Below are 15,393 nucleotides of genomic sequence, written 5' to 3' on the forward strand. Positions count from 1 at the left end.
TGGCGCGACGGTCGAGCGCGCTTGAAAAAGGGAAACCGCTCCGCCGTTTGCATGGGGAGCGGTTTTCACGCTGTCAAATGAGCAACTCATACACTTCATTGAGCTGATACACGCGCTCATAATCGCGTTCATCCATCGCATAGCGGATTTCATGGGGCAAAATGCGGTCCAAAAAGGCGATTTCTTCTTGCGTCAAGTCTCGGACAAATTCCCCTTCGCCTCGGTATGGTTTGCTGATCAGTTTTTTGTAAATGCGTTTTGGGGCGTCGCCGTGGTGATCCAAATAGTTGGACAGCACTTCGCGCAAGTAAGCGAGTGTTGGTTCCATCATCGTCCGCCCCCTTCAAAAAAAGAGACAAACTCTTTGGTTGTGTTTGTGCGGCCTTTGGCGTACGGATTTTCTTCCGTCACGCTGTCCGGGTCGAGGTTTGTTTTGATGACAAGCATCGGCTCATCCGACGGCTCGTTGATCAGTCGGTCGTTCAATTGTTTGAAATCGGGCAGTTTCGCCATTCGTTTTGCACCTCCTATCAGTAGCGTAGCTTGTCAGCCGAGAAAGTATGTATGCATCGTTTTGGCCGCGGCAAGGCAAGCGAATGGCAAACCATAAGGGGGTGATGGCGGTGACAGACCGCAACGACAACTGGAGGCGGAAAAACAAATACACGAACAACCGTGAGGAAATCACCAACGAATGAGCGTCCAAAAAAGGAGAGCCGGCAGCCGCTCCGGGAATCCTCCCCATAAATAATAGAAGCTGGACACAAAACAAGCCGCTCCCCATGCAGGGAGCGGCTTGTTTCACGCCCAAGCGCGGCGCCGGCCGTTGCCAAAATGGCTTTTGAATGCACACACAGGCTGGATCGTCTTCAATCGATATCGATATATTTCCGTTTTTGCGGCAGCTGGATGGTGAGCGTCCCATTTTGAAATGAGGCTTTCACCTCATGCTCAGCGACCGGATACGGAAACGGAATCAGCCGCGCCAAGCGTCGCCGTGCGTGGCGGCGTTCGTACACATGGCCATTGCTGTCTGACGATTCGATCATTTCATGATGGTCAATGATCAGCTGAAGGCCGTCTTCCTGCCATTGCAGGCTTATTTGCTCGCGCTTGACGTCGGGCAGCCGGACGATGATTTGGTAATCGCGCTTCGTCTCTTTCACCTCGATCGGGATGTACGCTGCCGCGAACGTTTGCGCAAAGTAGTCATCGAGCGTTTCGAACAATTTTTGCAGCGGCCGTTCATCGAACCATTGATTCATCATTTTCCGCAAATGATGGAACGGGTGATTCCCTCCCCCGTTGGCCGGCGGTTGAAACGATTCCTTCATTGCGCTTCCCTCCCTTTTTTCAAAACAGCGAAATGACTCTGTCCGGGATGTTGCCGATTGGCAAGGCGATTCACTGTCAATGTATGTACGGAGCGAAAAAAAAGCTACTCCGTACTTTTTTAGGGAGCTTTCATTTTGTTTTAACCCAGACGGAATATAATGACACCACCATCCATGAGATGCACATCAATAACGCTGTCGGTTGCCCGGCGGCGGGAGGAGGGATGGCGCGATGCATTGGGTTCATTGGCTGGTGACATTGTTTTTTTCTGGAACAGCCGTGTCGCTTCTTTCTTATCAAGCGTTGGAAATCGTTCAAGCCATTGTCGATTGGATCGTTGACCGCCACTCATAAACAGCCGCCTGCGCCGCTTTTTGCCGGTTCATTTTTGAGGGCGTCCCTAACAGGCGCCCCATTCCTTTTTTGACTGCTGGCTGCCCGTTGGCGGTGGACGATTTGTTGTGTATAGTTAAAGATGTATAAAGGTGGAAGCCATAGCAGCCGCAAGAGAGGAGGAGCAACTGATGAACGGACGTATTTTATTGATTGAAGATGAGGCCGGGCTCGCCCGGTTTTTGGAGCTTGACTTAAAGCACGAAGGCTTTGACGTGCATGTATGCGCCGATGGACGCGAAGGGCTCGAGCTCGCTCTTTCGGAGCAGTGGGATCTCATTTTGCTTGATGTGATGCTGCCGCGTTTAAATGGCATGGAAGTATGCCGCCGCATCCGGGCGGCGAAATCGACGCCGATCATGATGATCACAGCGCGCGACAGCGTGTTTGACCGCGTCATGGGGCTCGATAACGGGGCCGATGACTACATCGTCAAACCGTTTGCCATTGAAGAGCTGCTCGCCCGCATCCGCGCCTTGTTCCGTCGCGTTCATCCGGAAGCGAACGCCCAAGTGTTGACGTTTAAAGATTTAGTCGTTGACGTGCAGGCGCGCACCGTGAAAAAAGGAGACGAATTTATTGAGTTGACGAAGCGCGAATACGATTTGCTCGTCGCCTTTATGCAAAACATCAATGTCGTCTTGACGCGTGATGCGCTCCTTGACAAAGTGTGGGGGTTCGACGCCGAGGTTGAGACGAACGTCGTTGACGTCTATGTTCGCTATTTGCGGCAAAAGCTTGACGAACACGATAAAGAGCGATATATCCAAACAGTGCGCGGCACGGGATATGTGATGCGGCCATGAAGAGGGAGGCGATTCGCCAGCTTTCGCTGAAAGGGAAGCTAACCGTTTTGTCGGCCGGAGCGATTTTCATTACGTATTTTGTGTTTACGTTTTTGCAATATCATACAGTCAAACAATGGCTGCTGAAGGAAGAAGAAAAAACGATGGAACAAACGGTGGCGGAAATTGAAACATATTACGCGGAAAAACGTAATCTATCATGGGAGGAAATTCGCCGCAGCCGAGCGTTTTTGGAAAAGCTGAATGAACGCTACCAGCTCATTCGCGTCACGGATGAGAAAGGCAACGTCATCGCCTCCGTTTCAAACGGGGCGGCGGTGTCGCTATCGCCGAGCGAGATGCCCGACAAGCGGAAGATGGATGAGCATTTCATCAACAATGAGCGATTTTTGCTGCTCCGTCAGCCGCTTCATATCGGCAACTTGCATGGAACGATCGAAATTGCCCGCCGGCTGGCAAGGTTTCAGCAAGTGACGAATACGCTTTTTCTCATCATGACGGCGATCGGCTTTTTGGCCATGGCGGCAAGCGCTGTGGCCGGCCGATTCGTGGCGCAAAGCTTCGTCCGGCCGTTGCAAACGCTGGCCAAAACGATGGCGGACATTCAAAACAACGGGCTGAAACGGCGCATCGATGTTCCTCCGGCGCGCGATGAAATCGCCGAGCTGATGCTCGTGTTCAACGGCATGATGGATGAAATTGAACGGTCGTTCGCCATGCAGCGGCAATTTGTCGAGGATGCGTCTCATGAGCTGCGCACGCCGATCGCCATTTTGCAAGGCCATCTTTCGTTGTTGCAGCGGTGGGGAAAGCACAATCCAGAGATTTTAGAAGAATCGCTCGAGGCGGCGGTGAAAGAAGCGGAGCGGCTGAAGCGGCTCGTTCTCGAGCTCCTTGACTTGTCGCGCGCCGAGGCGATCGCGGTGCCGGATGAGGTCGCGCCGATGGATGCCGCGGCGGCTGTCGGACAAGTCGTCAAAAACTTCCGCGTCTTGCACCCGGATTTCCAATTTCTGATTGACCAGCCGGATAAGCCGATTGCGCGCGCGGCGATGGCGAAACATCATTTTGAACAATTGCTGTTCATTTTGCTTGACAATGCGGTAAAATATTCTCAGCGAGTGAAACAAATCGCGATTTCCTTGCGCGAGGAAGGGCCGTTTGTCATCGTGTCCATCCGTGATTATGGCATTGGCATTCCGAAAGAAGAGCTGAAAAACGTTTTTTTGCGCTTTTACCGCGTCGACAAGGCGCGCAGCCGCGAACAAGGCGGCGCCGGGCTCGGCCTTTCGATCGCCAAGGAGATCATCGATAAGTACGGCGGGCAAATTGCGTTGGAAAGCGAAGTTGGGAAAGGAACGACGGTGGAGCTCGCCATTCCGAAAGCGGAATAGGAGAGGAGCGTGAGGCAATGGGACATCCCCATGAGGAAGAGGCGGCAAGCAAAAAAGTGATTCATCACCTCGTTGAGAAATTCCGCAAGCGCGGGGTGAAAATCGCGACATGCAAACCGCGGACGATGATGTCACTGTCATGCTTAGATGAGATCGATAAAATGAGAGGATGAATCGAAGAAAAGAAAATGGAAGCGAAACAGCGCATCATTCCGGCCATTAAAACGATGAAGCAATTTGACGCCTTTTTGTCAAGTGGTTACACGGTCAGCGTGTTGCTTGAGGTGCATATTGCCCAGTTAAAAAGCATCTTTGCCTATGCACGCCGGCATGGCAAGGAGTTGATCATTCACGTCGACTTGGTGCAAGGGCTGAGTCATGATGAACATGCAGCGGAATACCTTTGCCAAGAGTTCCGCCCTCATGGCCTCATTTCCACGAAAGCGGGCGTCATTCTGAAAGCGCGGCAAAAACGCGTCCTGGCCGTGCAGCGCATTTTTTTGCTCGATTCTCACGCTTTAGAGAAAAGCTACCAGCTGATCGCCAAAACGAATCCGGATTGCATTGAAGTCATCCCGGGCGCCATGCCGCACATCATCCGCGAAGTGAAAGAACGGACCGGCAAACCGATTTATGCCGGCGGCCTCATCCGCACGGTCGATGATGTCGAGCGGGCGCTAGAAGCCGGCGCGGCGGCGGTGACCACGTCAAACGAAACATTATGGCGCCACTACAATGGATAAGGCGTTGAGCTGGCCAAATCGGCCGCAGTCTGCTACAATAAAGACAACAAGTTAATCATCAGTCAGGAGACAGGGAGAGACCATGCATGCATGGTAGGCGAAAGGCTTATCGTGTTTGCGATGGTCTCTTTTTGTCTTTTTCCAAGGAGGAATGATTTATGGCGTTCTCAAGCAAACAGCGAAGCCGCATTTTGCAAACAATGGGCGAAAAGAAGTACGATCTGCTCGTCATCGGCGGGGGGATCACCGGCGCTGGCATCGCCCTTGATGCCGTCTCCCGCGGCATGACGGTCGCGCTTGTCGAGATGCAAGATTTTGCCGCCGGCACGTCAAGCCGGTCGACGAAGCTCGTTCACGGCGGCTTGCGCTACTTGAAGCAATTCGAGGTGAAGCTTGTCGCCGAAGTCGGGCGCGAACGGGCGATTGTGTACGAAAACGGCCCGCACGTCACCACACCGGAGTGGATGCTGCTGCCCATTTACCGCGGCGGGACGTTCGGCAAATGGAGCACGTCGATCGGCCTTTGGCTGTATGACCGCCTGGCCGGCGTCAAGCAAAGCGAGCAGCGCACGATGCTTGATGCCCGGCAGACGTTGGAAAAAGAGCCGCTCTTAAAGCGCGACGGCCTGATCGGCGGCGGCTACTACGTCGAATACCGGACGGACGATGCCCGCTTGACGATCGAAGTGATCAAGAAAGCGGTCGAGCTTGGCGCCGATGTCGTCAACTATACGAAAGCAGAGCAATTTTTATACGACGAGCGCGGCCGCACGATTGGCGCCCGCTGCCGCGATATGGTGAGCGGCAGCGTGTATGACATCCGCGCCAAAAAAGTGGTCAATGCCGCCGGACCATGGGTGGATGCGCTGCGCGACAAGGACGGATCGAAAACCGGCAAGCGGCTCCGGCTGACAAAAGGCGTCCATATCGTCATCGACCAAAAGCGGTTTCCGCTTAAACAAGCGGTGTATTTTGACACCCCGGACGGCCGGATGGTGTTTGCCATTCCACGTGACGGAAAAACGTACGTCGGTACGACCGATACGTTTTACGACGACGACCCGGCCCATCCGACGATGACGGAAGAGGACCGCGACTATTTATTGAAAGCGATCCGCTTCATGTTTCCATCCGTCGGCATCACCGCCGCTGATGTCGAGTCGAGCTGGGCCGGCGTTCGCCCGCTCATTTATGAGGAAGGGAAAGATCCATCAGAAATTTCCCGCAAAGACGAAATTTGGACGTCGCCATCCGGCCTTATTACGATCGCCGGCGGCAAACTGACCGGCTACCGGAAAATGGCGGAAACCGTTGTCGACCTAGTGGCGAAACAGCTTGAGCAAGAAGAAGGAAAAACGTTCCTCCCATGCCAAACGAAGCAACTGCCGATCTCCGGCGGCGATGTCGGCGGCTCGCACCGCCTCCCTGCCTTCATCGCCGAAAAAGCGGAAGAAGCGGTGCGCTATGGATTGACGAGAGAAGCGGGAGCGCGGCTGGCGAGACAATACGGCACGAATGTTAATCGCCTGTTCGCTTTAAGCCAGCAATACGACCGCTCATCCGGCCTAACGCGCGAAACGTTCATCTGCCTCGTCTACGCGATGGAGGAAGAAATGGCGGTCAAACCGGTCGACTACTTCATCCGCCGCACCGGCGCGCTGTTGTTTGACATCAATTCCGTTCGGCGGGAAAAAGAGGCCGTCATCGCGTTTATGGCGCAGTATTTCGGATGGACGGAGGAAGAGACGGCGGCGCATCGGGGTGAGCTGGAGAGGGAGCTGCATCAGGCTGTGCTTTCCAAATAAATGACGAAAAAGCGCCCACGTCCGGGCGCTGTTTTGATAGATTTTTACTTAAAAATTACGTAAAATGAAAGAAAGCGATGAAAGAGGAGGAAGAGGATGGCGATTACATACAATCCACAAACGAAACGGTTTCATTTGCGAGCAGGCAAGGCAAGCTACGTGATGCAGCTTTTCCGTTCCGGTTATTTGACGCACGTTTATTGGGGAAAAGCGGTGCGCGATGTTCGGGACGCACGCGCATTTCCACGGCTGGACCGCGCGTTTTCCCCGAATCCCGATCCGTCTGACCGCACGTTTTCACTTGATACGCTGCCGCAGGAATATCCGGCTTACGGCAACACGGACTTCCGCGCTCCAGCGTATCAGGTGCAGCTGGAGAACGGGTCGACGGTGACCGATTTGCGCTACAAGACGCACCGCATTTTTAAAGGAAAGCCGAAGTTGGACGGGCTGCCGGCGACATACGTGGAACACGAGAATGAAGCCGAAACGTTGGAAATTATCCTCGAGGATGCGCTCATCGGCCTGCAGGTGACGTTGCAGTATACAGCGTATGTAAAATGGAACGTCATCACCCGTTCCGCCCGTTTTCAAAACAAAGGCGGCGAGCGCTTGAAGCTGCTCCGGGCGCTCAGTATGAGCATCGATTTCCCCACGGCCGATTACGATTGGATCCACCTCCCTGGAGCGTGGGGGCGCGAGCGCTGGATCGAGCGCCGCCCGCTTCTGACTGGCGTACAGGCAGCCGAAAGCCGCCGCGGCGCGAGCAGCCACCAGCAAAACCCGTTTATCGCGCTCGCCGCCAAAAACGCCGATGAACACCAAGGCGAAGTGTACGGGTTCAGCTTTGTGTACAGCGGCAGCTTTCTCGCTCAAGCCGAGGTCGACCAATTCCATACCACCCGCGTCTTGATGGGAATCAACCCGTTTGATTTCACATGGTTGTTGGAACCTGGAAAATCGTTCCAAACACCAGAAGTGGTTATGGTTTACTCCGATCAAGGGTTGAATGGAATGTCCCAAACCTACCACGAACTGTACCGCACCCGCCTGGCGCGCGGTGCGTTTCGAGATCGCGAGCGTCCGATTTTAATCAACAACTGGGAAGCGACGTACTTTGATTTTAACGAAGAAAAAATCATCAACATCGCGAAAACGGCGGCGGCACTTGGCATCGAACTGTTTGTGCTTGACGATGGCTGGTTTGGCGAACGCGACGACGACCGCCGTTCGCTCGGCGATTGGATCGTCAACCGGCGCAAGCTTCCGAACGGCTTGGACGGGTTGGCGAAGCAAGTGAATGAACTTGGGCTGCAGTTTGGCTTATGGGTCGAACCGGAAATGGTGTCGCCAAACAGCGAGCTGTACCGGACACATCCCGACTGGTGTCTCCATGTGCCGAATCGCCCTCGTTCGGAAGGACGAAACCAGCTTGTGCTCGATTACTCCCGCCAGGAGGTGTGCGATTATATCATCGAGACGATCTCGAACGTCCTTGCAAGCGCGCCGATCACGTACGTGAAATGGGACATGAACCGCCATATGACGGAAATCGGTTCGGCCGCCTTGCCGCCGGAGCGCCAGCGCGAAACGGCGCACCGCTATATGCTTGGGCTGTATCGCGTCATGGACGAGATCACCTCGCGCTTTCCGCACATTTTGTTTGAAAGCTGCTCAGGAGGCGGAGGGCGGTTTGATCCGGGCATTTTGTATTACATGCCGCAAACGTGGACGAGCGACAATACCGATGCCGTCTCGCGCCTAAAAATTCAATACGGTACAAGCCTCGTCTATCCGATTAGTGCAATGGGCGCCCACGTTTCGGCGGTGCCGAACCATCAAGTCGGTCGGGTGACTTCGCTCAAGATGCGCGGCCATGTCGCCATGTCAGGCAACTTCGGCTATGAGCTCGATATTACGAAACTGACGGAAAAAGAAAAAGAAATGATCAAAGAACAAGTCGCGTTTTATAAGGAAGTACGCCATCTCGTCCAGTTTGGCACGTTTTATCGGTTGTTAAGCCCGTTTGAAGGCAACGAGGCGGCATGGATGTTCGTCTCGAAAGACAAGTCGGAAGCGCTCGTCGCCTATTTCCGTGTTCTCGCCGAAGCGAACGCCCCGCTATCGTTCCTGCGCCTCAAAGGGCTTGGCCCGGATAAAAATTATGAAGTTGAAGGCCTTGGCGTCTATGGCGGCGACGAGCTGATGTATGCCGGGCTCAGTGTGCCGCACCGCCTTGGCGATTTTATGAGCATGATGTGGCGGCTGAAAGCCGTTCAACGGTAAGAAGGGGTGCTGCCGCTCGAGCTTATGCACCAGCCCGAAACGAATCGAACCCGGTGTCGCCTAGACATCGGGTTCCAATTGTTTGAGCTTCTCGATGATGCGCCGCTTCCGATACAGCATCTTTCCGGTTTCCGCGATATCTTCCATAAACGATTTGTTAAACAGCGAACCGAAAATGACGCCGATGATCGGCACGGCTTGAAACAACTTTTTCCACCCGTATTGATCGCGGAACGTCATCATCACTTCCCGCCAGCCTTGCAGCTCGGAAAAGACATGTTTGCGCTTTGCGGAAAACGAAGCGAGCTCCTCTAGGATCGCTTTTTTTTCGACGATGTCCGCTGCGGCAAACTGCAGGCATTTGACGGCAAACACGCGTTCCTCTTTTTCCTTCGGATCGTATCCGTACACGATGGCGATCTCTTGCAGCGTTTTCAGCGCCAATCCGAGCAAGGTCGGAATGTCTATCGCCAGCGTCAGCGCCCCGCCAATTCCAGTTGCCGCCCCTTGCAGCTGGGCAAACGTGACGCGCGCATCGATCAATTCATCGCAGACGCGGTCCATCGTCTCGAGCGGCAAATACGGCACTTCGGCAAGCGACGATACGCCAAGCTTGTCCAATACCTTTCCCTCATTCACCAAGTATTGCCCGCCGCTTTGAATATAGCTGCCCAACTCATCAAGCAGCTGCCCGAGTTTTCGATGGACGGCTTTTGGCGTCAGCTTATCGAGCACTTGAAACGGCAAGCGGCCGAGCTTTTCCCAAAACCATAGGTTTTTTTGGGAGTGTTCCCACTGGATGATGGTTTGGAGTTCTTGTTTTAGCGATTTTACTGTATCCTGCATAGATTTGTCCTCCGAACATTGCTGAATCACTTGTTCTTAGATTGAGGATTAGGTGCATTTTTTATACATTTCATCAATGAAGAAGAGTTTCATTAATAAGGATTGTACTAAAAACTCGATCCTGTTTTTATCTTCTCTGAAAATATCTAAACTCTCAAATGCCTCAACTCACGATATTCGACAGAAGAATATTTTTATCCTGCCGATGACAGTGGAATTTTCCGTTGTAAGAGTCTATATAGGTTGTAATAAAGAATTTCCGATCTCCATGTCCCGGCTTTATCACCTGACAAGCTGGCACGGTGACAAGAAGAGCGAACAATGCCATGTAAAACAAAATTGCAACTTATATACTGTAGATGAACAAAATCACTAACATAAATTTACATCAAAACAAAAAAGAGACATGAACCCGATTCCTTGGTTAGAATAGATGTGCCTACAACTACCCACAAGGAGGTTCATGTCCCATGAATAGATTCGCACACAAGGAATCCACAATTTTTTCACGATGTTAGGGTTATCACTTTATTTCTCGAAACCAGTCATGAAGCATCTCGTTCATATCGTGGATGCAATGATGACAAAGGGCTTTTCGGGAACACTGACCGATCTCCATCATGAGAGTTTTCACCCGAATCATCGCACGACACTGAGCCATTTTTTCACGAAAAGTCCGTGGGATGAAGAAACATTGCTTCGCAAACTCCAGCAGTGGATCCTTCGTCGCGTCGAACGAAGCGCGAAACGAGAGAATCAACCCCTTTTTGTTTCGATTGACGATGCGATTTGCCAAAAAACGAAGCCTTCGTCACAGGCCACGCACACCATTCAAGGGTGTGATTAGCACTATTCTCATACAGAGAAAAAGTCGATCTGGGGACATTCGCTCGTTTGGCTTATGGTTCATACTGCAACCCAAGCGTTTCCCTTTGCGTTCCGCCTCTACGACAAGGCGGTTGGGAAAAGCAAGGGGGAACTTGCGATCGAGATGCTTTCTTCGTTGGATGTACGCCGTCCCGTTTATGTGCTGATGGATTCGTGGTATCCATCGCAATCGCTCGTGAAAGCTTGTCTGAAAAAAGGATTCCATGTCATCGCGATGCTCAAAACGAACCGCATTCTCTATCCGAACGGCATCGCCGTTCAAGCGAAGCAGTTGAGCCGCTCCATCGAACCAGACGACACTCGCCTCGTCACGGTGGGAGAAGAGCGCTATCGCGTCTATCGCTGCGAAGGAGCGCTCAACGGTCTCGATGATGCGGTGGTGCTGCTTGTTTGGAAAGCCGATCAACCGATGACACCCGAACATCTTCACTGCGTCTTGAGCACGGATCGAGAGCTAAGCGATGAAGACATCTTGCGCTACTACGCCGAGCGTTGGTCAATCGAATGTTTCTTTCGTCAAGCGAAAGATCAACTGAAACTCGATGGGTACCGCGTTCGCGGGCGTCGGACGGTGAAACGGTATTGGATCTTGGTGCAGCTGACTTACGTGTACAGTATGTTCGAGTCCAACTGTGATTTTTCGGATGGGCTCGATCTCCTGCGCAAGAGAAAAGGACATAGCCTCGTGGAGTTCATTTACAGCGCAGCAAAACAAAATATTCCTATTGACGCCGTGAAAACACAGCTCCACGTGGCATAAGGGGTACCCTGTTTGTCTCTTTTTACATGGTAATTATTGTTATAAAAATTGCTCAACTACAGTTATATATAATAACGCGTAATTTGGTTGGTGATTTATAAAAAAAGTAACTGTTCAGCCATTACATAGAAAAAGTTTACGAGATCGGGTTTATTTCTGTTCCCCTTGTCTATACTAGTACCATCCAAGACAAGGGAGGTGAAAAGGATGGCAACCGTTGTTTTTGATTTCCAACAAGCCGTTTTTACACTCGAAAGCATGGTCGCAAAAATTCAGCGCCAAGCACAAACGATTGAAAAACTCGTTCGAGAAAACGAGCAACTACGTCAAGAAAACCAACGGCTTCGACAAGAAACCCAACAATGGAAAGCACGTATTGCAGAATTAGAAGCCTGTACGAAAAAAAACAGTACCCATAGCCATTTGCCGCCGTCTTCTGACCGGTTTGTGGCGAAATCTCCTTCTCGCCAACCGTCGCCAAAACAGCCGGGAGGGCAGCCGGGGCACCGAGGAACGACGCTCCGCCAAGTACCAACCCCTGACCACCGAGTCCTTCACCGCGTGACCCAATGCAAAGGATGTGGTCACTCTCTAGAACATGTTGCTCCGCTTCAAGTAGACATTCGCCAAGTGTTCGACCTTCCCGTGGTTCGCATGGAAGTGACTCAACACGAACGGGAAGTAAAGGGGTGTCCGGAATGTCATCTCGTCCAGCAGGCGGAGTTCCCTTTTTATGTCACAAATCATGTCCAATACGGTCCAGCCATCACTTCCCTTGTTTTATACTGGAATCATGCGCAGTTGATCCCGTACGAGCGTGTCACGGAGATGGTCAAAGCGCTAGTGGATCATTCGATAAGTGCAGGCACAGTCGTGAACATGACGAGACGGTGGCTGCCTGTGGTAGAAGCAGCGATCAAAGAGATCGACGCGGCGCTGCTCGCTTCCAAGACGTTGCACGTCGATGAAACAAGTTTGCGTGTGAACGGAAAGAACCAATGGGTGCACGTGGCTTCCACTGCCAAGGTCACCCGATACGGACTTCATCGCTCTCGTGGAAAGCAAGCGACGGACGACATCGGGATCTTGCCACGGTACAAAGGAACGATGGTACACGATGCGTATTCGGTGTACCCGATGTACACAGAGGCGAGCCATGCGCTTTGCCACGCCCATCATCTCCGGGAGCTTCGGGCATATACCGAACTTTACGGCCATTCATGGTCGAAAGAGATGACCGAAGCGCTGTTAGAGATGAAACAGGCGGTGGAGAACGCGGGCGGAGCTCTACCGGAAGAGGACGTCCGGTATTGGGAAGCCGTGTACGACGAGCTTCTAGCGAATGGCCGCCGAGAACTCGAGGAGCGTTGCCGACAAGGCAAGCAGGAAGGCGCCCGCAACGCGCAACATTTCATCCAGCGGCTAGAAAAGCGCAAGCAAGAAGCGCTTCTCTTCCTGCGAAAGAAAGAAGTGCCGTTTGACCACAACCAAGCCGAGCGCGATTTGCGGATGGTGAAAGTCAAACAAAAAATTTCCGGAACGTTTCGTCAGGAAGACGATGCCGAGGCTTTCTGTGTCATGCGCAGCGTCATTTCTACCCTGCCAAAACACGGAAAGCCGGTTTGGGAATCGTTGCAACGACTTCTAAGTGGGGAGTCTCTCCAAACGATTCTCCATTCCTCCTAGGGCATTTTCGATACGGGAAATGCCCTATGGGTGCTGGATTCTGAAAATCTCACGAATATTGGCTGAATGGATACTAAAAAAACCCGTGGTGCTAGATAAGCTTGAGCAAGCATAAAAATAGCCCTTGCCTAGCGGATCTTCTAATGAAAGTGCAACCTACCTTCGAAAGGAGAATCCCCTTGACGTATTCGCTGATGACACTCGGGCTAGTTGAGCGCTAAGACTTACCTAGCACCACGGGTAAAAAAATATATATATTTAGTAAAATTTTTATGTTGACAAATATCTAATTTTAACTTAAATTTATAATTAAATAAAAATTATCTAGGTAGGAGGGAATATATGAACATTCTATCCTCAATTTGTTACGGAGGAGATTACAACCCAGAGCAATGGCCGGAGAAAATTTGGTATGAAGATGCTAGGTTGATGCAAAGAGCGGGTGTGAATTTAGTATCCTTAGGCATTTTCAGTTGGGGTAAAATCGAGCCGTCTGATGGAGTATTTGACTTTGGATGGCTAGATAAGGTTATAGATATACTATATGACCATGGCGTTTATATTAACTTGGGGACGGCGACTGCAACTACTCCAGCTTGGTTTGTAAAAAAGTATCCAGATTCTTTGCCAATCGATGAAAGCGGTGTCATTCTTTCGTTTGGAAGTAGACAACATTATTGTCCTAATCATCCTCAATTAATTATGCACATGAAAAGACTTGTAAGGGCTATAGCAGAACGTTATAAAAAACATCCGGCACTCAAAATGTGGCATGTTAATAATGAGTATGCGTGTCATGTTTCTCGGTGTTTTTGCGAGAATTGTGCTGTTGCGTTTAGGAAGTGGTTGAAGGAAAGATATAAAACAATCGATGAATTAAACGAACGTTGGGGTACAAACTTTTGGGGACAGCGGTACAATAATTGGGATGAAATTAATCCGCCTAGAAAGGTGCCAACTTTTATTAATCCATCCCAAGAACTTGATTACTACCGTTTTATGAACGACTCAATCCTTAAATTGTTTTTAACGGAAAGGGAAATTTTACGTGAGGTAACGCCAGACATTCCGATATCAACTAATTTCATGGGACCATTTAAACCGTTAAACTATTTTCAATGGGCTCAGTATGTAGATATTGTGACATGGGATTCATATCCTGATCCCAGAGAGGGATTGCCAATCCAGCACGCCATGATGAATGATCTTATGCGTAGTTTGAGGAAAGGTCAACCGTTTATTTTGATGGAACAGGTAACCTCACATGTTAACTGGCGTGATATTAATGTTCCAAAACCGCCGGGTGTAATGCGCTTATGGAGTTATGCAACTATTGCCCGTGGTGCAGATGGTATTATGTTTTTTCAGTGGCGTCAAAGTAGAGCAGGAGCTGAAAAGTTCCATGGTGCAATGGTGCCACACTTTTTAAACGAAAACAATAGGATTTATACAGAAGTTACAGAGTTAGGGAAAGAATTGAAAAAATTGGACTGTTTGGTGGGATCTAGAATCAAGGCAGAGGTTGCGATCATTTTTGATTGGGAAAACTGGTGGGCGGTCGAGTTAGGATCTAAACCTCACAATAAACTAAAATATATTTCTATAGTGGAATCGTATTATAAAGAATTGTATAAACGTAACATTGCTGTTGATTTTGTGAGACCTTCTGATGATCTAACAAAATACAAAGTGGTTATCGCTCCAATGTTATATATGGTTAAAGAGGGAGAAGACGAAAACTTACGGCAATTTGTTGCTAACGGTGGTACTTTGCTTGTCAGTTTCTTCAGTGACATTGTGGATGAAAATGACCGTGTATATCTTGGTGGATATCCTGGTCCTTTGCGAGATATTTTGGGGATTTTTGTTGAGGAATTTGTACCGTACCCAGAAATAAAGGTAAACAAAATATATAGTAACGATGGGGAGTATGATTGCACGAAGTGGGCAGATATAATCCACTTAGATGGGGCAGAACCTCTAGCAGCGTTTAAGGGGGATTGGTATGCAGGGTTGCCGGCGGTCACACGTAACTGCTACGGTAAAGGAGAGGGAATTTACGTCGGTACTCACCCAAATAGTAATTATTTAGGCAGGCTTTTAGAACAGGTTTTCGCTAAACATCATATTAATCCTGCTCTTGAAGTAGTTGAAAATGTAGAGATGCAACAAAGAGAGACTGATGAATGGAAGTATTTAATTATTATCAATCATAATGATTACGAAGTGACAGTGTCACTGCCAAAAGATAAAACATATCAGAATATGATTGATGGGAAATGTTTTCGAGGAGGTGAATTGAGGATTCAAGGGGTTGATGTAGCAGTGTTAAGAGAGCGTGATGAAGCCGGAAAGCTTGAAAGTTTAAGTAAATTTTTTGGTTAAAATACTTGTTTTTAGAGAAGTATCGTTCTGACAGTTGGCAACATAATATGCATAGGATGATAACGT

General features: G+C 50.3%; 13 protein-coding genes and 1 pseudogene. 10 read left to right on the forward strand and 4 right to left on the reverse strand.

The features are described from left to right. Positions 1-73: 73 nt before the first annotated feature. The 3 genes from LG52_RS04570 to LG52_RS04580 all read right to left on the reverse strand — a co-directional run bounded on the left by LG52_RS04570 (position 74) and on the right by LG52_RS04580 (position 1,334). Positions 74-328 (reverse strand): sigma-G-dependent sporulation-specific acid-soluble spore protein CsgA, encoded by a 255-nt coding sequence (locus tag LG52_RS04570; RefSeq protein WP_044731048.1) that lies wholly within the window; start codon positions 326-328, stop codon positions 74-76. Continuing rightward, positions 328-513: a hypothetical protein gene (locus tag LG52_RS04575; protein WP_044731049.1), complete on the reverse strand. Its 186-nt coding sequence runs from the start codon at positions 511-513 to the stop codon at positions 328-330. Before LG52_RS04575 ends, LG52_RS04570 begins: the two co-directional genes overlap by 1 nt. A 356-nt stretch (positions 514-869) precedes the next feature. Then, positions 870-1,334, reverse strand: coding sequence for an Hsp20/alpha crystallin family protein (locus tag LG52_RS04580; protein WP_044731050.1), 465 nt, complete (start codon positions 1,332-1,334; stop codon positions 870-872). A gap of 232 nt (positions 1,335-1,566) precedes the next feature. On the opposite strand from LG52_RS04580, the gene LG52_RS20750 reads away from it, so the two are divergent. The 7 genes from LG52_RS20750 (at position 1,567) to LG52_RS04605 (ending at position 8,762) form a co-directional block, all read left to right on the forward strand. Then, complete coding sequence (locus tag LG52_RS20750; protein ID WP_013524106.1) at positions 1,567-1,689, forward strand: hypothetical protein; 123 nt, start codon at positions 1,567-1,569, stop codon at positions 1,687-1,689. 170 nt (positions 1,690-1,859) lie between these two features. Continuing rightward, positions 1,860-2,534: a response regulator transcription factor gene (locus LG52_RS04585; protein WP_033012343.1), complete on the forward strand. Its 675-nt coding sequence runs from the start codon at positions 1,860-1,862 to the stop codon at positions 2,532-2,534. Continuing rightward, positions 2,531-3,928: a HAMP domain-containing sensor histidine kinase gene (locus tag LG52_RS04590; protein WP_044731051.1), complete on the forward strand. Its 1,398-nt coding sequence runs from the start codon at positions 2,531-2,533 to the stop codon at positions 3,926-3,928. The genes LG52_RS04585 and LG52_RS04590 overlap by 4 nt, the downstream gene beginning before the upstream one ends. A 17-nt stretch (positions 3,929-3,945) precedes the next feature. Beyond that, positions 3,946-4,101, forward strand: coding sequence for a hypothetical protein (locus LG52_RS20075; RefSeq protein ID WP_011231640.1), 156 nt, complete (start codon positions 3,946-3,948; stop codon positions 4,099-4,101). A 15-nt stretch (positions 4,102-4,116) separates the two neighbouring features. After that, positions 4,117-4,671, forward strand: a complete 555-nt coding sequence (locus LG52_RS04595) for a glycerol-3-phosphate responsive antiterminator (protein ID WP_044731052.1) — start codon at positions 4,117-4,119, stop codon at positions 4,669-4,671. A 158-nt stretch (positions 4,672-4,829) separates the two neighbouring features. Then, positions 4,830-6,476, forward strand: coding sequence for a glycerol-3-phosphate dehydrogenase/oxidase (locus LG52_RS04600; protein ID WP_044731053.1), 1,647 nt, complete (start codon positions 4,830-4,832; stop codon positions 6,474-6,476). 96 nt (positions 6,477-6,572) lie between these two features. Continuing rightward, positions 6,573-8,762: an alpha-galactosidase gene (locus LG52_RS04605; protein ID WP_044731054.1), complete on the forward strand. Its 2,190-nt coding sequence runs from the start codon at positions 6,573-6,575 to the stop codon at positions 8,760-8,762. A gap of 60 nt (positions 8,763-8,822) precedes the next feature. Here the strand turns inward: LG52_RS04605 and LG52_RS04610 are convergent, their stop codons facing one another. Then, the gene (locus LG52_RS04610; RefSeq protein ID WP_044731055.1) at positions 8,823-9,608 is read right to left on the reverse strand and encodes an EcsC family protein; all 786 of its coding nucleotides are present in this window, start codon (positions 9,606-9,608) and stop codon (positions 8,823-8,825) included. A 511-nt stretch (positions 9,609-10,119) separates the two neighbouring features. On the opposite strand from LG52_RS04610, the pseudogene LG52_RS04615 reads away from it, so the two are divergent. The 3 genes and pseudogenes from LG52_RS04615 to LG52_RS04625 all read left to right on the forward strand — a co-directional run bounded on the left by LG52_RS04615 (position 10,120) and on the right by LG52_RS04625 (position 15,327). Continuing rightward, a pseudogene (locus tag LG52_RS04615) lies at positions 10,120-11,256 on the forward strand (IS701 family transposase). Positions 11,257-11,463: 207 nt separating this feature from the next. Then, the gene (gene tnpC, locus LG52_RS04620; RefSeq protein WP_044731056.1) at positions 11,464-12,942 is read left to right on the forward strand and encodes an IS66 family transposase; all 1,479 of its coding nucleotides are present in this window, start codon (positions 11,464-11,466) and stop codon (positions 12,940-12,942) included. A gap of 342 nt (positions 12,943-13,284) precedes the next feature. Then, positions 13,285-15,327 (forward strand): beta-galactosidase, encoded by a 2,043-nt coding sequence (locus LG52_RS04625; RefSeq protein ID WP_044731057.1) that lies wholly within the window; start codon positions 13,285-13,287, stop codon positions 15,325-15,327. Positions 15,328-15,393 lie beyond the last annotated feature (66 nt).

The sequence above is a fragment of the Geobacillus kaustophilus genome (genome assembly GCF_000948285.1).
GTDB lineage: Bacteria > Bacillota > Bacilli > Bacillales > Anoxybacillaceae > Geobacillus > Geobacillus thermoleovorans_A.

Coding starts and splice junctions, on each gene's coding strand:
- LG52_RS04580 (WP_044731050.1), bottom strand. CDS start 1,334: ATGAAGGAATCGTTTCAACCGCCGGCCAACGGGGGAGGGAATCACCCG.
- tnpC (WP_044731056.1), top strand. CDS start 11,464: ATGGCAACCGTTGTTTTTGATTTCCAACAAGCCGTTTTTACACTCGAA.
- LG52_RS04600 (WP_044731053.1), top strand. CDS start 4,830: ATGGCGTTCTCAAGCAAACAGCGAAGCCGCATTTTGCAAACAATGGGC.
- LG52_RS04605 (WP_044731054.1), top strand. CDS start 6,573: ATGGCGATTACATACAATCCACAAACGAAACGGTTTCATTTGCGAGCA.
- LG52_RS04585 (WP_033012343.1), top strand. CDS start 1,860: ATGAACGGACGTATTTTATTGATTGAAGATGAGGCCGGGCTCGCCCGG.
- LG52_RS04575 (WP_044731049.1), bottom strand. CDS start 513: ATGGCGAAACTGCCCGATTTCAAACAATTGAACGACCGACTGATCAAC.
- LG52_RS04625 (WP_044731057.1), top strand. CDS start 13,285: ATGAACATTCTATCCTCAATTTGTTACGGAGGAGATTACAACCCAGAG.
- LG52_RS20750 (WP_013524106.1), top strand. CDS start 1,567: ATGCATTGGGTTCATTGGCTGGTGACATTGTTTTTTTCTGGAACAGCC.
- LG52_RS04570 (WP_044731048.1), bottom strand. CDS start 328: ATGGAACCAACACTCGCTTACTTGCGCGAAGTGCTGTCCAACTATTTG.
- LG52_RS04610 (WP_044731055.1), bottom strand. CDS start 9,608: ATGCAGGATACAGTAAAATCGCTAAAACAAGAACTCCAAACCATCATC.
- LG52_RS04590 (WP_044731051.1), top strand. CDS start 2,531: ATGAAGAGGGAGGCGATTCGCCAGCTTTCGCTGAAAGGGAAGCTAACC.
- LG52_RS20075 (WP_011231640.1), top strand. CDS start 3,946: ATGGGACATCCCCATGAGGAAGAGGCGGCAAGCAAAAAAGTGATTCAT.
- LG52_RS04595 (WP_044731052.1), top strand. CDS start 4,117: ATGGAAGCGAAACAGCGCATCATTCCGGCCATTAAAACGATGAAGCAA.